The sequence below is a fragment of the Paracoccus sp. KKT209 genome, from assembly GCF_055635455.1.
Window position 1 is genome coordinate 1,767,660 of record NZ_CM145758.1, and the last position, 16,542, is coordinate 1,784,201.

Here is a 16,542-nt window from a genome sequence, read left to right on the forward strand (position 1 = left end):
CTAGATATCGGTGCCGATGCGCTTGCGTTCCAGACGTGCGACGCCATCAATTGCTTCCTGCTGGTGGGGATGGATCTTCAGGCTCTCGCGATAGGCGGTCAGGGCGCGGTCATCCTCGCCCATCTCCTCCAGCATAGCGCCCAGTTGGGTCAGGGCCGCGAAGTGCCGCGGTTCCAGTTCCAGCGCGCGCGCCAGGTCGGCCAGCGCGGGGCCGAACTGGCCCGCTGCGGCAAAGGCCGCGGCACGGGCCTGAAACCCTGCCGCGAAATCCGGGGCATGGTCGGTCAGCGCGGTCAGGTGCCCGATAGCGGTCGGGATGTCGCCCATGTCCAGGGCCTCCTCGCCCCGGCGCAGCAGCAGGTCCATGGCGGGCGACCCGGAGCGCGACCATTCCCGCAGGATGTCGCTTTCCGCGATCCGCCAGCCCTCGCCCTCCGGGGCGGCCAGACGGGCAAAGGCATCGTCCAGCGGCGCGGCCCAACCGGCCACCGGCAAGATGCTTGCAAAAATGAGGAAAATCGTCAGAACTCTGTGACGCAGTGCCGCGACGGCATTCTGGAAAACGGGGCGGTCCAGGCTCATATGAAGGGTGTAACCCAGCCCGCATGTCGGGCGCCAGCCCAAGCGCATCAAGAGGATCAAAATGAGCCAAGTCGTGAACGCCGCCGTCGAGAAACTGAGCCAGAAGATCGACAGCTTCGAATCCACCGCCAAGTTCGTGATCAAGGACGAGGGCGCGATCATGATCGACGAATCCGGCGTGCGCGCGGGCGACGAAGAGGCCGAGGTGACGCTGACCGCATCGCGCGAAACCTTCGAGGGCATCCTGAACGGCGACGTGAACCCCGCCACCGCCTTCATGACCGGCAAGCTGGCCATCGACGGCTCGATGGGCGTGGCGATGCAGCTGGGGCAGAAGCTCTCCTGACCTGATGGAGCAGGCGCCCTTCCATCAACTGCCCGACGACCCGCGTGCGCCCGCGCGCGCCTTCTATGTCCGGGCCGAGGATGGGGTCCGCCTGCGCCTGGCCTTCTGGCAGGCCGACCGGACCGCGTGCCGGGGCGGCGTGCTGCTGTTTCCCGGCCGCACCGAATATGTCGAAAAATATGCCCCCATCGCCAGCCTGCTGGTCGACCATGGCTATAACGTGCTGGCGGTGGACTGGCGCGGACAGGGCCTGTCGGACCGGCTGCAGCGCGATCCGCGCCCCGGCCATATCGGCGAATTTTCCGACTATCAGCAGGACGTGATCGAAACGGTGGTGGCGGCCGGTGAACTGGACCTGCCGCGTCCCTGGCACCTGCTGGCCCATTCCATGGGCGGCTGCATCGGCCTGGCAGCGCTGGAAGCCGGTCTGCCGGTCCGGACAGCGGTCTTTTCGGCCCCCATGTGGGGGATCAACCTGCGTCGGATGCAGCACGGGGTGGCGCTGGGGATCGCGTATCTGGCCGGGCGCGTCGGACGCGGCGGGTTTGCGGCACCGGGCAGCGGCGGCGGGGACACCACCTATGTCCTGGATGAAAGCTTTTCCGCAAATCTGCTGACACAGGACCCGGATGAATGGGCCCGCATGGTGCGCGAGGCCGCGCATTGGCCCGACCTGACCATCGGCGGCGCCAGCTTTGACTGGGTCGGCAAGGCGCTGAACGAATGTGTCCGCCTGTCGCGCATTCCATCGCCCCCGCAACCGATGCTGGTGTCGCTCGGCTCCGAGGAAAAGGTCGTCTCGCCCGGCGCCGTCCGCGACCGCGCCGCCCGCTGGCCCGGCGGCCATCTGCTGGAGGTTGCCGGTGCCCGCCATGAGGTGATGATGGAGACGCCGGACCTGCGCGCCCGGTTCTTCGACGCGATGCTGGCCCGGTTCGAGGAAGACTGAGCCTCAGTCGCCCCGCTTCTGCTCCGGGGGTGTGGCAGGACTGCCGGTCAGGGTCGCAACGCTTGGCAGGCGCAGGCGGATCCGCTTGAGCCGGCGCGGATCGGCATCCACCACCTCGAACTCGGCGCCTGAGGGGTGGGCGATCACCTCTCCGCGCAGCGGCACGCGGCCCGCCAGCATGAAGATCACGCCGCCCAGGGTGTCGACCTCCTCGGTTTCATCCGCATCCATCAGGCGCAGCCCGGTTTCCTGTTCGACATCCGACAGGCCGGCGCGCGCCTGGATCAGCCACTGGCCGGGCTTTTCCCGCACCCAAAGACCGCCTTCATCCTCGTCATGCTCGTCCTCGATCTCGCCGATCACCTGCTCGATCAGGTCCTCGATCGTGACCAGGCCGTCGACGCCACCGTATTCGTCGATCACCAGCGCCATGTGGATGCGCTTGGTCTGCATCTGCTGCAGCAGGACGCCGATGGGCATCGAGGGCGGCACGTAAAGCAGCGGCCGCAGCATGGGGCGCAGGGTGAACTTGCCCCCCGCCCCGAACCCGTGCTTTAGCGCCAGGTCCTTCAGGTGGATCATGCCAAGTGGGCTGTCCAGCGTGCCCCGGAACACCGGGATCCGCGAAAATCCGTGTTCGCGGAACATCGTGACCAAGTCGTCCAAGGTGATGTTCAGCGGTGCGGCGATGATCTCGACCTTGGGAATGGCCACGTCGTCGACGCGCATCCGCCGCAGGTTCAGAAGGCCGGGCTTGCCGGGGCCGTGTCGCTGAACCTCGGCCGGAGGATCGGCCTCGGCGCCCGTCAGCGCATGCAGGACGCGCCCGAAGAAGCCTCTGGAACTGGGGGCGTCCTGCTCCTCCTCCGACATTCGGTCAGGGCCGGATTGCGGCGCCTGATCGGAGGAGTAGTCGGGTAATCGGGCCTCGGAACTCATCAGCTTGTCTCCCTATAGGGGTCGGCAATGCCCAGATCCTGCAGGATGGCGCGCTCCGTCGCCTCCATGAATTCGGCATCGAGGTCGTTTTCGTGGTCATAGCCCAGCAGGTGCAGCGTTGCGTGAACCAGCAGGTGCGTCACGTGATCGGCAACCGGCTTGCCCTGCTCTGCCGCCTCGGCAAGGCAGGTTTCGTAGGCGATGGCGATGTCGCCCAGCTCGTCCTCGTCAGGCATGACCGGGCGCGCACCGGGCGGGTGCGGCAGATGCTCGACCGAGGGCCAGGACAGCACATTCGTCGCGCGCGGCTTGCCCCGGAAATCGGCGTTCAGCGCCGAGATCCGCAGGTCGTCGCAGCCCATGACGACCACCTCGCCGCCGATCCGGTGCCAGCGCAGCGTCGCCTCGACCGCTCGGGCCGCCAGCTGTTCAAGGCCGGCGGCCTCCCATCGCTCGTCTTCGATGACGCAATCGGCAGTTATCTGGTCAGGCATCGTTCCGCATCTGCCGACGGGGCGCATATTGCCCCCGCAGCCCTTCTGTTTCCCCGCGGGCAACCGCCGCGACTTCCTCGGCGTCATAGGCCTTGATGATCCGCGCGACAAGCGGGTGGCGCACAACGTCATCGGCGGTGAAATAGCTGAAGCTGATGCCCTTGACCCCTGCCAGGATCTTTTCGGCATCGACCAGGCCCGACTGCATGCCGCGCGGCAGGTCGATCTGCGTCCGGTCGCCGGTGATGACCATGCGCGACCCCTCACCCAAGCGTGTTAGGAACATCTTCATCTGCATCGAACTGGCGTTCTGCGCCTCGTCCAGCACCACGAAAGCCCGTGAAAGCGTACGCCCGCGCATGAAGGCCAGGGGCGCGATCTCGATCCGCTTTTCCTCCACCAGCTTCTGCATCTGCTTTGCGGGCAGGAAGTCGTTCAGCGCATCATAGAGGGGCTGCATGTAGGGATCGACCTTCTCCTTCATGTCGCCGGGAAGAAAGCCCAAGCGTTCGCCCGCCTCGACGGCGGGGCGCGACAAGATGATCTTGTCGACCTGGCCGCCGATCAGCATCGTGACGCCGACGGCGACCGCCAGATAGGTCTTGCCGGTGCCGGCCGGACCGATGCCAAAGGCCAGTTCGTTCTGGAACAGGGCGCGGACATAGGCCTTCTGCGCATCGGTGCGCGGCTCGACCGATTTCTTGCGGGTGCGCAACTCGTAATTGCCCTGTGCGAACATCTCCAGCTGTTCGGTCGGGGTGATCTCGGCGACGGGGTCCACGCCCATTCGCAGGGCGGCCTCGATCTCGGGCAGGCTGACCGGCCGCTGCTGCTCCAGGCGAGCATAAAGGGCGCCGAGGATCTGCGCCGCCTCGGCCTGGGCCTCGGGGTCGCCGACAATGGCAAGCTGGTTGCCGCGGCGCAGGATATGCACGGCAAGCGCTTCCTCGATCCGCGCCAGGTGGCGGTCATTCGCGCCGCACAGGTCGATCAGCAGCCGGTTGTCGGGGAATTCCAGCAGGGTTTCAGCCGAAGGGGTCGCAACGGGGGGCGTCGGGGTTAGGCCCAAATCTTTCTCCTGCTCAGGCGTCGGTTTCTATGGTGGCAAGCCGTGGGGATTCGCACAAGGCGATGTTGCGAAGGGCACGGGCAGCTGTGCCCCCGTTTCAGGCAAAACCCTGCGGCGGCGGTAAAAGTTGCATGAAGTTCAGACAAATTGAACCGAACCGTCCGGGTCCCTGCCCAGAAACTGGGCTAGTGCCGGCGCCTGGTCCATGGCGGCGACGGGCCCGTCATGCAGGATCCGGCCGCCCTGCAGCAGCGCGACCCGGTCCCCGATGGCACGAACCGAGTCCATGTCATGGGTGATGGTGATGGCGGTCGCCCCGGTTTCCGTGACGATGCCGCGGATCAGGGCGTTGATGGCGCGCGCCCGGATCGGGTCGAGGCCGGTCGTGGGTTCGTCGAAGAAGATCACCTGCGGATCGTCGGCGATCGCCCGCGCCAGGCCCACCCGTTTGGCCATGCCGCCCGACAGCTGGGCGGGCATCAGATCGGCGGTCTCGGCGGAAAGGCCCACGCGGGACAGCTTGTCGATCGCGATGGCGCGCGCCGGCCGGTCGCCCATCCGCTGACGCAGGCGGAACGCCACGTTCTGCCAGACCGAGAGGCTGTCGAAGAGCGCCGCCCCCTGGAACAGCATCCCGAACCGCGCCATGAACCGCGCGCGTTCCGCCCTCCGCAGCGGACGGCCCTGCCAGAGGACCTGCCCCGCATCGGGCGTCTCCAGCCCCAGGATGCATTTCAAAAGGACCGACTTGCCCGTGCCCGATTGGCCGATCACGCAAAGGCTCTCTCCCTGCGGCACGTCAAGGTCCAGTCCGTCCAGAACCTGCTGTGCACCGAAGGACTTTGACAGGCCACGAACCTGGATCATTCGAAGAACAGGCCCGTCAGCGCGAAATTCGCGGCCAGGATCCCGACCGCGGCCGCCACGACCGCGCTGGTGGTCGCGCGGCCAACGCCTGCCGCACCGCGACCCGACCGCATCCCGAACCAGCAGCCGGACAGGGCCACGATCAGGCCGAAGACGGCGCCCTTGATCAGGCCCGAGGTCACGTCCCAGACCTCCAGGTAGGCCCAGCTGTTGGCGATATAGGTGGCCGAGTTGAAGCCAAGCGACAGGGTGCCGACCAGCCATCCGCCCATGATCCCGATGATGTCGCCCACCGCGACCAGCACCGGCAGCGACAGGATCGCGGCCCACAGGCGCGGCGTGACCAGCCAACGCACCGGATCGGTGGACAGGGTGACCAGCGCGTCGATCTGTTCGGTGACGCGCATGGTGCCGATCTCGGCCGCGATGCTGCTGGCGACGCGCGCGGCCACCATCAGCCCGCCCAGGACCGGCCCCAGTTCGCGCACCATGCCGATGGCGACGATCGCGGGCACCACGTCGCCCGCCTGAAACCGCTGTCCGCCCGAATGGATCTGCAGGGCCAGGGCCGCCCCTGTGAACAGCGCCGTCAGCCCCACGACCGGCAGCGACAGCCAGCCGATCTGGACCAGCTGGCGAAGGATGGCATTGCCGGGGAATGGACTGAGGCCGCCGAGGCCACGGGCGGCAAAGATCGCAACCGCGCCCGTGCCGCGCGTCAGGCGCAGCGCCGGGCGTCCGATCGCACGGATGGGGGTCACAGATAGGTCCGCTGGTAACGCTGGCGGAGGGAGGTCAGGATCTCGTAGCCGATGGTGCCGGCCAGATCCGCCAGCCGGTCGATCGGCTGCTGCGGACAGATCAGGTCGAGTGCGTCCGGCACCTCCGGCAGGTCGGTGACATCCACCGTGATCAGGTCCATTGACACGCGCCCGACGACGGGGCAAGCCGCATCGCCCGCAAACAGCGACACGCCGCTGGAGGACAGGGCCCGCAGGACCCCGTCGGCATAGCCCGCGTCGACCGTGGCGATCCGGCTGTCGCGGCTGGCATGCCAGCTGGCGCCATAGCCGACCATCTCGCCGGCCTTGACGTCGCGGGTCTGGATGACGCGCAGCGACAGGCGCACGACCGGCTGCGCCTGGGCAAAGGGCAAGCCGCCGTAGAGGCCGATGCCCGGCCGCACCAGGTCGAAGTGGTAGTCCGGGCCCAGCAGGATGCCCCCCGTCGCGGCCAGCGAACGCGGCACGCCGCATCCGTCGGTCATGGCACGAAAGGCCGCCAGTTGGGCCGCATTGGCCGGGTGGTCGGGTTCGTCCGCGCAGGCCAAATGGGACATGATGAAGGCGGGCCTTGCCGCCAGTGCCTCGTCCCGGATGGCGGCCCATTCGGCGGCCTCCATCCCCAGGCGGTTCATGCCGGTGTCCAGCTGGATGGCAAAGCGTCCCCCCGGCCGCATCGCGCGATCGCGAAAGAACTGGGCCGGGCTGTTCAGGACGGGCGTCAGGCCGGCCAGATCCTCGCCCTCCATATGCCCGGACAGGATGTTGATCTGCGCATCTTCCGGCAGATGCGCCCGGATGGCGCGCCCCTCATGCGCCAGCGCCACGAAGAATTCGCGCACCCCTGCCGCATAAAGCGCCGGAGCCACGCGGGTGGCGCCCAGCCCATAGGCATCGGCCTTGACGACCGCGGCGGCCCGGGCGCCGGGGGCCTTGGCCGCCAGCGCCGCATGATTGGCCAGCACGGCCGGAATATCGATCTGCAATCCCATCCTGCCCGATTGCCCGCGCCCAAGCCGCGCGTCAAGAGGGCCAAAAGCGCCGGGCGGATTTGCAGGTTTTCAGTTTGCGCAGAAGCCGGGCAACCTGCTTTGCAAATTTTCCCAATTTTCCTTTGCTGCACCTGCATCCCGGTCTACCTTGCCCGGAACAGTTGGAGGGGGCCCGCGATGAAAGACATTCTGCAAGAGCTTGAACGGCGGCGCGGCGAGGCCCGGCTTGGTGGCGGCCAGCGGCGGATCGATGCCCAGCATGCGCGCGGCAAGCTGACCGCCCGCGAACGCATCGACCTGCTGCTGGACGAGGACAGCTTCGAGGAATTCGACATGTTCGTCGCCCATCGCAGCACCGACTTCGGCATGGAGGAGGACCGCCCCTATGGCGACGGCGTCGTGACCGGCTGGGGCACGATCAACGGGCGGATGGTCTATGTCTTCAGCCAGGACTTCACCGTCTTCGGCGGGTCGCTGTCGGAAACCCATGCCCAGAAGATCTGCAAGATCATGGATATGGCCATGCAAAACGGCGCCCCGGTGATCGGGCTGAACGATTCGGGCGGCGCGCGCATCCAGGAGGGCGTCGCCAGCCTTGCGGGCTATGCCGACGTGTTCCAGCGCAACATCATGGCCTCGGGGGTCATCCCGCAGATCAGCGTCATCATGGGCCCCTGCGCGGGCGGCGCGGTCTATTCGCCGGCGATGACGGACTTCATCTTCATGGTGAAGGACACGTCCTACATGTTCGTCACCGGCCCCGACGTCGTGAAGACCGTCACCAACGAGGTCGTGACGGCCGAACAGTTGGGCGGAGCCAGCACGCATACCAGGAAATCATCGGTCGCCGACGGCGCCTTCGAGGATGATGTGGAGGCGCTGTCGGAAATCCGCCGCCTGTTCGACTTCCTGCCGCTGAACAACCGCGAAAAGGCGCCCACGCGGCCCTTCTTCGATGACCCGGCCCGGATCGAGCCCAGCCTGGACACGCTGATCCCCGACAACCCGAACCAGCCCTATGACATGAAGGAGCTGATCGCCAAGGTCGCGGACGAGGGTGATTTCTACGAGGTGCAGAAGGATTTCGCAGGCAACATCATCATCGGCTTCATCCGGATCGAGGGGCAGACGGTGGGCGTGGTCGCGAACCAGCCGATGGTGCTGGCGGGCTGCCTGGACATCGACAGTTCGCGCAAGGCGGCGCGCTTCGTGCGCTTCTGCGATGCGTTCGAGATCCCGATCCTGACGCTGGTGGACGTTCCTGGCTTCCTTCCCGGCACGGGGCAGGAATATGGCGGCGTGATCAAGCACGGGGCCAAGCTGCTCTTCGCCTATGGCGAGGCGACGGTGCCCAAGGTCACGGTCATCACCCGCAAGGCCTATGGCGGGGCCTATGACGTCATGGCGTCGAAGCATCTGCGCGGCGATTTCAACTATGCCTGGCCCACGGCCGAGATTGCCGTCATGGGCGCCAAGGGCGCGGTCGAGATCCTTTACCGCAGCGAACTGGACCAGCCCGACAAGATCGCCAGCCGCACCAAGGATTACGAGGATCGCTTTGCCAACCCTTTCGTCGCCGCCGAAAAGGGCTTCATCGACGAGGTGATCCAGCCCCGCAGCACGCGCAAGCGCGTTGCCCGCGCATTCGCCAGCCTGCGCGGCAAGCGGCTGACGAACCCGTGGAAAAAGCACGACAACATTCCGCTGTGAGTCGCGGGGCCGGGGAACAGGGATGCACAAGATCGTGATTGATGCAGCAGCGCCACAGGGCGGGGGCTCTTTGCCTCCGGCCAACGCCTCCGCCTGTCTGCCCTGCCGGGGCGCGGCTATCATCGCGCGCGGACCGGCCCCCAAACAAGCCGGCCGCAATCAGAGCAGCAGGGCGCATCCCCGCCCGCTTCACAGGAGCGAAATTCCATGTCGAAAAAAATCATCCTCGGCCTCGTGCTGGTGTCCGCCTTCGCCGCCTGCCAGCGTCAGCAGCCCGATGTCTTCGTGCCGACCGCACCGGCAGCGCCGATGGTCAACCCCGTCACGACCGAGCCCGTCTATCAGGGCAAGTTCGGCTAAGACCTTCCGTCCGACCATCGCGCGCGGGCGGCCAGCCTGCCCGTGCGCAGCAGCAGGCCCCGCGCGCCCTAGCACAGGGGCACTGCCATGCTGAAACATCGTGGATTTCCCGGGCGCCTGCCCGGCACCGACTTTCAATTCGTCATCCGGCGCGAGAACCGCAAGAAGGGCGCGACGCCCATCACCCGGCGGGAACGTTTTCGCGACCGCAAGCCCGCCGACAAGCGCGCCGACGCCGGCTTTCTCTCCGCGCTGATCGCCAAGTTCGGCGATGAGCCCTTTGTTCGCGGCAACCTGGATGCCGGGCGCCTGTCCTGGCTGATCGGCCGCGAGGTCAAGCCGGTGGGGGAATTCGATCCCGCCGATTACGACCAGCTTCTGCAGGTCGACATGGCCTTGGCCGAGGCCTCGTTCCCTGAACTGTTCGTCCAGGACGCCCCGCCGGCCTTTGATTGGGACGACGAGGATGGCTGGGACGACGACGCGGACGCGGACGAAGACTGATGGGCAATCGCGCGCCGAACTCTTTGAAGTCACACGCATGTCAGTTTGACGCGGGGTGCGGCTGTGCGATAACCCGTCAGGACCTACAACCGGCCCCCAACGGGCCCCTCAAGACAGGCAGACCATCATGCAGAAAACCTTTGCACTTCGCCTTGCCGCTCTGGCTCTGGCCACGGCAGGCCTCGCGGCTTGCGAGCCGGGCTATCAGGGCGGCGGCATCTCTCCGGACGCGCAGCGCGCGGCGGGTGGTGCCGTGGCCGGTGCAGTCATCGCCAAGGCGCTTGACGAAGACCTGGCGACCGGTGCGGCCATCGGTGCCGTCGGCGGCGCGCTGTGCGACGACGCGGGCGTCTGCCAGCGTCGCTACTGATCGCTTCGGCCTCATACCAACACATCAGCCAGGGGCGTCCTGCGCTCCTGCCACTCACGTCACGGGATCTAGATCATGTCCAAGCTTCTTGCCATCGCCGCCCTGGTCGGCGCAACCGCTGTCGCGGGTTGCACCCAAGGGATCAATCCGACCGACACTGACCGCGCCCTCATCGGTGCCGGCGTCGGCGCAACCATCGCCAGCGTCAGCGGCGAGAACGTCGTCAAGGGCGCGGCCATCGGCGGTGCTGCCGGCGCACTGTGCAACGACGTCCGTCTCTGCCAGTAATCACCTGATCTGCGGCGCGCGACCTGCGCGCCCGGTTCTTCAAGCCGCCCCGGGACCTGCGCCCAGGGCGGCTTTTTCACGTTCCGTCCTGGGGGGGAGCCCATGTTCAAGAAGATCCTGATCGCCAACCGGGGCGAAATCGCCTGCCGCGTCATCAAGACCGCGCGCAAGATGGGCATCGCCACCGTGGCGGTCTATTCGGATGCCGACCGCAACGCGCTGCATGTGCGTATGGCGGACGAGGCGGTGCATATCGGCCCGTCCCCCGCCAACCAGTCCTATATCGTGATCGACAGGATCATGGACGCGATCCGCGAGACCGGGGCCGAGGCGGTCCATCCCGGCTATGGCTTCCTGTCCGAGAACCGCAGGTTCGCGGAGGCGCTGGAGGCCGAGGGCGTCGTCTTCATCGGCCCGCCCTCGGGGGCGATCGAGGCGATGGGCGACAAGATCACCTCGAAGAAGCTGGCGCAGGAGGCCGGCGTCAGCACCGTTCCGGGCTATATGGGCCTGATCGCCGACGCCGAGGAGGCCGCGCGCATCAGCGACCAGATCGGCTATCCGGTGATGATCAAGGCCAGCGCCGGCGGCGGCGGCAAGGGGATGCGCATCGCCTGGAACGCCGAGGAGGCGCGCGAGGGGTTCGAAAGCTCGAAGAACGAGGCCGCCAACAGCTTTGGCGACGACCGGATCTTCATCGAGAAGTTCGTGACGCAGCCGCGCCACATCGAGATCCAGGTCCTGGCGGACAAGCACGGCAACGCCGTCTATCTGCACGAGCGCGAATGCTCGATCCAGCGGCGCAACCAGAAGGTCATCGAAGAGGCCCCCTCGCCCTTCCTCGACCCCGACACCCGCCGCGCCATGGGCGAACAGGCCGTGGCCCTGGCCAAGGCCGTCAGCTACACCAGCGCCGGCACCGTCGAATTCATCGTGGACGGGAACCGCAACTTCTATTTCCTGGAGATGAACACCCGGCTTCAGGTGGAACATCCGGTGACCGAGCTGATCACCGGGGTGGACCTGGTCGAGCAGATGATCCGCGTGGCCGCCGGCGAGCCGCTGCCCTTTGCCCAATCGGACCTGAAGATCAACGGATGGGCCATGGAAAGCCGGCTCTACGCCGAGGATCCCTATCGCAACTTCCTGCCGTCGATCGGGCGGCTGACCCGCTATCGCCCGCCCGCAGAGGTCGCGGCCGGTCCCATGGTGGCCGAGGGCAAATGGCTGGCCCTGGGCACGCCCACGGGTGCGGCCGCCGTGCGCAACGATACCGGCGTCTTCGAGGGCGGCGAGATCAGCATGTTCTATGACCCGATGATCGCCAAGCTGTGCACCTGGGCGCCCTCGCGCAGCGAGGCGATCGAGGCGATGCGGCTGGCGCTGGACGAGTTCGAGGTCGAGGGGATCGGCCACAACCTGCCCTTCCTGGCGGCCGTGATGGACCATCCGAAATTCGTTTCGGGCGACATCACCACCGCCTTCATCGGCGAGGAATATCCCGAGGGCTTCCACGGCGCCCCCTGCGGCGAGGACGAACTGCGCCGCGTGGCCGCCGCCGCCGCCGCCATGCATCGCGTGGCCGAGATCCGGCGCGCGCGGATCAGCGGCCGGCTGAGCAACCACGAACGCCATGTCGGCGAGAACTGGGTGGTCTTCGTCGGCGGCCGCGAATTCCCCGTGCGGATCGGCGCGGACCGGGACGGCGCCACGGTCCGGATCGACAGCGAGGATCTGCGGGTCGAGGGCGATTGGCTGCCTGGGCAGTCGCTGGCCCGGATGCAGGTGGGGGGCCGTCCGCTGGTGCTGAAGGTGGACAAGATCCCCGCCGGTTTCCGCCTTCGCAGCCGCGGGGCGGACCTGAGGGTGCAGGTGCGCCGCCCGCGCGCCGCCGAACTGGCCCGGCTGATGCCCGAAAAGCTGCCCCCCGACACCTCCAGGTTCCTGCTCTGTCCGATGCCGGGACTGGTGGTCAAGGTGAACGTGGCCGCCGGCGACGAGGTGCAGGAAGGTCAGGCCCTTGCGACGGTCGAGGCGATGAAGATGGAAAACATCCTGCGCGCCGAACGCCGCGGCACCGTCAAGTCGGTGAATGCGGCGCCGGGGGAAAGCCTGAAGGTGGATGACATCATCATGGAGTTCGAATGACCCGCAGCCTGCCCGCCTTTGCAGCCGCGTCGCTGGTGGCCCTGATGGGCGCGGGCGGCTTTGTTCTGCTGGCGGGCGGCACGACCTTCAGTGTCGGCCTGGCGCAGATCCCGCTGGTCTATGTCCTGACGCCGCTGGTGGCGCTGGCGCTGTTCCAGCTGGCCTTCGGCCTGAGTGCGCACCGGTGGCGCGGGTCGCGGTTCTGGATGGTGGCGCTGCCGCTGTCGGCGCTGCTGTGGGGCGGCGGCCTTTACCTGGTGCTGGAGGGCTGGCTGGCGCCGCGTGCCGCGCTCTGGGCCGAGGCCGGGGCGCATCTGGCCGCAGGGCTTGCGGCGCTGCGCCTGACGGAGCAGTCATGAGGGGCGCGGCTATGCGCAGCCAATTGACCTGTCCGGGCACGCGTCGGAAAGGGACCGGCCGTGCCGCCACTTGACAGTTACCTCAGCCCTCAACTGCAGCAGGCGGTCATCACCGGCCTGTTCGTGGCCATAGGCTGGGTGGTCGTCGCGTCGCAGACCCGCCGTCGCGACGCGGGCCTGCGCCGGGCGCGCGAGGCGGATATCCAGCGCGCCCTGCTGGCCGAAATCCGCGCCCATGTCTTTGCGCTGGAACAGCAAAGCCCCGATCCCGAGGATGCGGCGGCGCTGATTGCGCGCATCCGGTCGGGGGATTTCGTCCCCACCCTGCCCCAGCATGGCAACGACCGCATTTTCACGGCGGTGATCGCCGACATCCACATCCTGCCGGCGCCGGTCATCGACCCTATCGTGCTGTATTATCGGCTGCTGTCGGTGATGGGGGCGCTGGCCACGGACCTGCGGCGCATCGCCCGCAGCGACGGGCGGCGCGCGGCGCAGATGATGGCCGATTACCTGTCGCTGATGGAGGAGACCCGCGACAGCGGCATCCAGGCCATTCGGGTTCTGACCGAAAGCCTGCGCGGCGGGGCGGATGCGGTGGAACGGATGCTGGACGAGGACGAGGCCGCGGCACTGGCACAGCTGGCACAGCGCCTGCCGGGCGAGATTGCGGAAATGCGCGGCCGGCTGGACGCGATCAGTAGCCGATCTTTGGACCCGAGAGGCCGGTGATGGGGCGCAGACCGATGGCCCGCACGATCTCGTTGGCGCGGCTGATGGCCGCCGGCTTGGGCTTGGCCTCGGGGCGTGGGGCGGTTTCGCTGCGCAAGGGTTTGACCACCCGGGCGGGAACGGCCTGCGGCTTGGCGCCGCGATCTGCGTGCGGAATTGCCATGATCCTCTCCTCCGTCTGGTCAGACACCCTGTCCGACGCTGTTCATGATATAGGGAACGCGCCGCAAATCCACAAGTTTCCGCCCTGCAGGCCTTACCGCAGGATGCTGCCCCGGCCGATCTCCTGCCGGCGCAGCGGCAGCCGGTCGATCGCGCGGCCGACCTCGCGGGCGTCCCAGGGCGTGGGGCGGCGGATCTTGACCTGCCCGTCCTTGTCTATCAGCACCAGCGAAAAGCCGCGCGGGCGCAGCTGCTGGCGCCAGATGGTGTTGGCGGAAGGATCGCTGTCGATCACGATCACCACGTCGCGTGCCGCCAGCGCGCGCCCGTCCAGCCGCAGCGCCTCGACCTGTTCGACAAAGGCGGGATCACCGGGCGTGTCGGCAAAGACCACCACCGGCCGCGCCGTCCAGAGGAACTGCTGCGGCTCGACCTCGGCCGCATTCAGCAGCGGCGGGGCGCCTGCGGCCAGCGGGGACACGACCTCCGGCGGGGCTTCGGGCAGCTGGCTGACCGGCGGCAGACGGGCGGGATTGCGCTGCGGCGTGCTGTCGCGGATGGTTTCGGGATCGGGCGCAGGCGCGTCGCGCCCCGGGCCCATTCCGGCCAGTGCCACCGCAAAAATCAGGAATTTCAACTTCATCGGCACCTCGTCATGTCTTGAATATAGGGCAGAACGGGCCGCGGGAAAGGATGGATCATGACAAAACCGACGCTCGAGGAATGGCGCAAGCTGGCCCGGACCGAACTGAAGGGCCGCGAACCCGACAGCCTGACCTGGCAGACGCTGGAGGGAATTCCCGTCAAGCCGCTCTATACCGAGGCCGACACCCAGGGGCTGGACCACCTGGGCAGCCTGCCGGGCCTCGCCCCCTATACCCGCGGTCCACGCGCCACGATGTATGCGGGCCGCCCCTGGACGATCCGGCAATATGCGGGCTTTTCCACGGCCGAGGAATCGAACGCCTTTTATCGCAAGGCGCTGGCGGCGGGGCAGCAGGGCGTGTCGGTCGCCTTCGACCTGGCGACCCATCGCGGCTATGACAGCGACCATCCGCGGGTGGTCGGCGATGTCGGCAAGGCCGGGGTCGCCATCGACAGCGTCGAGGACATGAAGATCCTGTTCGACGGCATCCCGCTGGACCAGGTCAGCGTCAGCATGACCATGAATGGCGCGGTGATCCCGATCCTGGCCAATTTCATCGTCACCGGCGAGGAACAGGGCCATGACCGCGCGGTGCTGTCGGGGACCATCCAGAACGACATCCTGAAGGAGTTCATGGTCCGCAACACCTATATCTATCCGCCCGAACCCAGCATGCGGATCATCAGCGACATCATCGAATACACGTCGGGCCAGATGCCGCGGTTCAACTCGATCTCGATCTCGGGCTACCACATGCAGGAGGCCGGGGCGAACCTGGTCCAGGAACTGGCCTATACCCTGGCCGACGGGCGGGAATATGTCCGGGCCGCGATCGCGGCAGGCATGGACGTGGATGCCTTTGCCGGGCGGCTGTCGTTCTTTTTTGCCATCGGCATGAACTTCTTCATGGAAATCGCCAAGCTGCGGGCCGCGCGCCTGCTGTGGCACCGCATCATGTCCGAATTCGAACCCAAAAAGCAGTCCAGCCTGATGCTGCGGACGCATTGCCAGACCTCGGGCGTGTCGCTGCAGGAGCAGGACCCCTACAACAACGTCATCCGCACTGCCTATGAGGCGATGTCGGCGGCGCTTGGCGGCACGCAGTCGCTGCACACGAATGCGCTGGACGAGGCGATCGCCCTGCCCACCGAATTCAGCGCCCGCATCGCCCGCAACACGCAGTTGATCCTGCAGGAGGAGACTGGGATCACCCATGTCGTCGATCCGCTGGCCGGGTCCTATTACATCGAGAGCCTGACGGCGGAACTGGCCGACAAGGCCTGGGCGCTGATCGAGGAGGTCGAGGAACTGGGCGGCATGACCAAGGCCGTGGCCTCCGGCATGCCCAAGCTGCGCATCGAGGAGACGGCGGCACGCCGGCAGGCCCTGATCGACCGGGGCGAGGACGTGATCGTCGGCGTCAACAAGTACCGCAAGGACCGCGAGGACCCGATCGACATCCTGGACATCGACAACGTGAAGGTCCGCGACAGCCAGATCGCGCGACTGGAGCGCATCCGCGCCAGCCGCGACCAAGGGGCCGTAGATGCCGCCCTGGCCGAGCTTGGCCGCCGCGCCCGGATGGGCGGCAACCTGCTGGAGGCGGCGGTCGAGGCCGCGCGCGCCCGCGCAACCGTCGGAGAGATCAGCATGGCCATGGAAGACGAGTTCGGGCGCCACCGCGCCGAGGTGCGCACCCTGGCAGGCGTCTATGGCGCCGCCTATGAGGGCGACGAGGGCTTTGCCCAGATCCAGCGCGACGTCGAGGCCTTTGCCGAGGAAGAGGGCCGCCGCCCGCGCATGCTGGTCGTCAAGATGGGCCAGGACGGCCATGACCGGGGTGCCAAGGTCATCGCCACCGCCTTTGCGGATATCGGCTTCGACGTGGATGTGGGCCCGCTGTTCCAGACCCCCGAGGAAGCCGCCCAGGATGCCATCGACAACGACGTCCATGTGGTGGGCATCAGTTCGCAGGCAGCCGGCCACAAGACCCTGGCGCCCAAGCTGATCGAGGCGCTGCAGGCCCGAGGCGCCGGCGAGATCCTGGTGATCTGCGGCGGCGTCATTCCGCAGCAGGACTATGATTTCCTGAAGGCCGCGGGCGTCAAGGCGATCTTCGGCCCCGGCACGAACATCCCTTCGGCCGCCGCCGACATCCTGCGCCTGATCCGCGAGACGCGCCCCTGATTGCGTCCCGCGGCCGCCGGGGGCTTTGCGCCCCCGGACCCCCCAGGGTTCTTGGG

20 protein-coding genes are annotated in these 16,542 nt (G+C 67.3%); 11 read left to right on the forward strand and 9 right to left on the reverse strand.

Annotated features, from left to right (window positions below; translation table 11 throughout):
* Positions 1-489 carry a tetratricopeptide repeat protein gene (locus tag ACZ2G3_RS08865; RefSeq protein WP_470395391.1) on the reverse strand — a complete coding sequence of 163 codons (489 nt, stop codon included), beginning with the start codon at positions 487-489 and terminating at the stop codon, positions 1-3.
* Positions 490-643: 154 nt separating this feature from the next.
* On the opposite strand from ACZ2G3_RS08865, the gene ACZ2G3_RS08870 reads away from it, so the two are divergent.
* Complete coding sequence (locus tag ACZ2G3_RS08870) at positions 644-928, forward strand: SCP2 sterol-binding domain-containing protein (protein ID WP_419268243.1); 285 nt, start codon at positions 644-646, stop codon at positions 926-928.
* Between the two features lie 4 nt (positions 929-932).
* Positions 933-1,877 (forward strand): alpha/beta fold hydrolase, encoded by a 945-nt coding sequence (locus tag ACZ2G3_RS08875; RefSeq protein ID WP_470395393.1) that lies wholly within the window; start codon positions 933-935, stop codon positions 1,875-1,877.
* Between the two features lie 3 nt (positions 1,878-1,880).
* Here ACZ2G3_RS08875 and ACZ2G3_RS08880 read toward each other — a convergent pair whose 3' ends face one another.
* The 6 genes from ACZ2G3_RS08880 to alr all read right to left on the reverse strand — a co-directional run bounded on the left by ACZ2G3_RS08880 (position 1,881) and on the right by alr (position 7,020).
* Positions 1,881-2,816, reverse strand: coding sequence for a CBS domain-containing protein (locus tag ACZ2G3_RS08880; protein WP_470395395.1), 936 nt, complete (start codon positions 2,814-2,816; stop codon positions 1,881-1,883).
* Positions 2,816-3,310 (reverse strand): rRNA maturation RNase YbeY, encoded by a 495-nt coding sequence (gene ybeY / locus ACZ2G3_RS08885; RefSeq protein ID WP_470395397.1) that lies wholly within the window; start codon positions 3,308-3,310, stop codon positions 2,816-2,818. Before ybeY ends, ACZ2G3_RS08880 begins: the two co-directional genes overlap by 1 nt.
* Positions 3,303-4,379, reverse strand: coding sequence for a PhoH family protein (locus tag ACZ2G3_RS08890; RefSeq protein ID WP_111298876.1), 1,077 nt, complete (start codon positions 4,377-4,379; stop codon positions 3,303-3,305). The genes ybeY and ACZ2G3_RS08890 overlap by 8 nt, the downstream gene beginning before the upstream one ends.
* Positions 4,380-4,517: 138 nt before the next feature.
* Positions 4,518-5,246 (reverse strand): ABC transporter ATP-binding protein, encoded by a 729-nt coding sequence (locus tag ACZ2G3_RS08895; RefSeq protein WP_470395399.1) that lies wholly within the window; start codon positions 5,244-5,246, stop codon positions 4,518-4,520.
* Positions 5,243-6,007 (reverse strand): MlaE family ABC transporter permease, encoded by a 765-nt coding sequence (locus ACZ2G3_RS08900; RefSeq protein WP_419268238.1) that lies wholly within the window; start codon positions 6,005-6,007, stop codon positions 5,243-5,245. Before ACZ2G3_RS08900 ends, ACZ2G3_RS08895 begins: the two co-directional genes overlap by 4 nt.
* Positions 6,004-7,020, reverse strand: a complete 1,017-nt coding sequence (gene alr / locus ACZ2G3_RS08905; RefSeq protein ID WP_470395401.1) for an alanine racemase — start codon at positions 7,018-7,020, stop codon at positions 6,004-6,006. Before alr ends, ACZ2G3_RS08900 begins: the two co-directional genes overlap by 4 nt.
* A 177-nt stretch (positions 7,021-7,197) precedes the next feature.
* Here alr and ACZ2G3_RS08910 point away from each other — a divergent pair, with 177 nt between their 5' ends.
* The 8 genes from ACZ2G3_RS08910 to ACZ2G3_RS08945 all read left to right on the forward strand — a co-directional run bounded on the left by ACZ2G3_RS08910 (position 7,198) and on the right by ACZ2G3_RS08945 (position 13,491).
* Entirely contained in the window at positions 7,198-8,730 is a 1,533-nt protein-coding gene (locus tag ACZ2G3_RS08910; protein WP_470395403.1) for an acyl-CoA carboxylase subunit beta, read from the forward strand.
* 207 nt (positions 8,731-8,937) lie between these two features.
* Complete coding sequence (locus tag ACZ2G3_RS08915) at positions 8,938-9,090, forward strand: hypothetical protein (protein ID WP_419268235.1); 153 nt, start codon at positions 8,938-8,940, stop codon at positions 9,088-9,090.
* 87 nt (positions 9,091-9,177) lie between these two features.
* Positions 9,178-9,594 (forward strand): hypothetical protein, encoded by a 417-nt coding sequence (locus ACZ2G3_RS08920; RefSeq protein ID WP_419268234.1) that lies wholly within the window; start codon positions 9,178-9,180, stop codon positions 9,592-9,594.
* Between the two features lie 127 nt (positions 9,595-9,721).
* Positions 9,722-9,964: a hypothetical protein gene (locus ACZ2G3_RS08925; RefSeq protein ID WP_419268233.1), complete on the forward strand. Its 243-nt coding sequence runs from the start codon at positions 9,722-9,724 to the stop codon at positions 9,962-9,964.
* Positions 9,965-10,039: 75 nt separating this feature from the next.
* Positions 10,040-10,252 carry a YMGG-like glycine zipper-containing protein gene (locus ACZ2G3_RS08930; protein ID WP_419268232.1) on the forward strand — a complete coding sequence of 71 codons (213 nt, stop codon included), beginning with the start codon at positions 10,040-10,042 and terminating at the stop codon, positions 10,250-10,252.
* 102 nt (positions 10,253-10,354) lie between these two features.
* Positions 10,355-12,400: an acetyl-CoA carboxylase biotin carboxylase subunit gene (locus ACZ2G3_RS08935; protein ID WP_470395406.1), complete on the forward strand. Its 2,046-nt coding sequence runs from the start codon at positions 10,355-10,357 to the stop codon at positions 12,398-12,400.
* The gene (locus tag ACZ2G3_RS08940; RefSeq protein ID WP_470395407.1) at positions 12,397-12,759 is read left to right on the forward strand and encodes a hypothetical protein; all 363 of its coding nucleotides are present in this window, start codon (positions 12,397-12,399) and stop codon (positions 12,757-12,759) included. Before ACZ2G3_RS08935 ends, ACZ2G3_RS08940 begins: the two co-directional genes overlap by 4 nt.
* Before the next feature lie 60 nt (positions 12,760-12,819).
* A complete protein-coding gene (locus tag ACZ2G3_RS08945) occupies positions 12,820-13,491 on the forward strand; it encodes a hypothetical protein (RefSeq protein ID WP_470395409.1) in 672 nt (223 codons plus the stop codon).
* On the opposite strand, the gene ACZ2G3_RS08950 is transcribed toward ACZ2G3_RS08945, so the two are convergent.
* Positions 13,457-13,654, reverse strand: coding sequence for a hypothetical protein (locus ACZ2G3_RS08950; protein ID WP_419268228.1), 198 nt, complete (start codon positions 13,652-13,654; stop codon positions 13,457-13,459). The two genes, ACZ2G3_RS08945 and ACZ2G3_RS08950, sit on opposite strands and share 35 nt — an antisense overlap.
* A gap of 93 nt (positions 13,655-13,747) precedes the next feature.
* A complete protein-coding gene (locus ACZ2G3_RS08955; RefSeq protein WP_470395411.1) occupies positions 13,748-14,296 on the reverse strand; it encodes a DUF4174 domain-containing protein in 549 nt (182 codons plus the stop codon).
* A 57-nt stretch (positions 14,297-14,353) separates the two neighbouring features.
* Between ACZ2G3_RS08955 and scpA the strand changes: the two genes are divergently transcribed.
* On the forward strand, positions 14,354-16,486 hold the full coding sequence (gene scpA / locus ACZ2G3_RS08960; protein ID WP_470395413.1) for a methylmalonyl-CoA mutase: 2,133 nt from the start codon (positions 14,354-14,356) through the stop codon (positions 16,484-16,486).
* Positions 16,487-16,542 lie beyond the last annotated feature (56 nt).

Excerpts from the sequence above, each read along its gene's own strand:
- ACZ2G3_RS08870 (WP_419268243.1), top strand. The coding sequence starts at position 644 with ATGAGCCAAGTCGTGAACGCCGCCGTCGAGAAACTGAGCCAGAAGATC.
- ACZ2G3_RS08875 (WP_470395393.1), top strand. The coding sequence starts at position 933 with ATGGAGCAGGCGCCCTTCCATCAACTGCCCGACGACCCGCGTGCGCCC.
- ACZ2G3_RS08880 (WP_470395395.1), bottom strand. The coding sequence starts at position 2,816 with ATGAGTTCCGAGGCCCGATTACCCGACTACTCCTCCGATCAGGCGCCG.
- ybeY (WP_470395397.1), bottom strand. The coding sequence starts at position 3,310 with ATGCCTGACCAGATAACTGCCGATTGCGTCATCGAAGACGAGCGATGG.
- ACZ2G3_RS08895 (WP_470395399.1), bottom strand. The coding sequence starts at position 5,246 with ATGATCCAGGTTCGTGGCCTGTCAAAGTCCTTCGGTGCACAGCAGGTT.
- alr (WP_470395401.1), bottom strand. The coding sequence starts at position 7,020 with ATGGGATTGCAGATCGATATTCCGGCCGTGCTGGCCAATCATGCGGCG.
- ACZ2G3_RS08910 (WP_470395403.1), top strand. The coding sequence starts at position 7,198 with ATGAAAGACATTCTGCAAGAGCTTGAACGGCGGCGCGGCGAGGCCCGG.
- ACZ2G3_RS08915 (WP_419268235.1), top strand. The coding sequence starts at position 8,938 with ATGTCGAAAAAAATCATCCTCGGCCTCGTGCTGGTGTCCGCCTTCGCC.
- ACZ2G3_RS08920 (WP_419268234.1), top strand. The coding sequence starts at position 9,178 with ATGCTGAAACATCGTGGATTTCCCGGGCGCCTGCCCGGCACCGACTTT.
- ACZ2G3_RS08925 (WP_419268233.1), top strand. The coding sequence starts at position 9,722 with ATGCAGAAAACCTTTGCACTTCGCCTTGCCGCTCTGGCTCTGGCCACG.
- ACZ2G3_RS08930 (WP_419268232.1), top strand. The coding sequence starts at position 10,040 with ATGTCCAAGCTTCTTGCCATCGCCGCCCTGGTCGGCGCAACCGCTGTC.
- ACZ2G3_RS08935 (WP_470395406.1), top strand. The coding sequence starts at position 10,355 with ATGTTCAAGAAGATCCTGATCGCCAACCGGGGCGAAATCGCCTGCCGC.
- ACZ2G3_RS08940 (WP_470395407.1), top strand. The coding sequence starts at position 12,397 with ATGACCCGCAGCCTGCCCGCCTTTGCAGCCGCGTCGCTGGTGGCCCTG.
- ACZ2G3_RS08950 (WP_419268228.1), bottom strand. The coding sequence starts at position 13,654 with ATGGCAATTCCGCACGCAGATCGCGGCGCCAAGCCGCAGGCCGTTCCC.
- ACZ2G3_RS08955 (WP_470395411.1), bottom strand. The coding sequence starts at position 14,296 with ATGAAGTTGAAATTCCTGATTTTTGCGGTGGCACTGGCCGGAATGGGC.
- scpA (WP_470395413.1), top strand. The coding sequence starts at position 14,354 with ATGACAAAACCGACGCTCGAGGAATGGCGCAAGCTGGCCCGGACCGAA.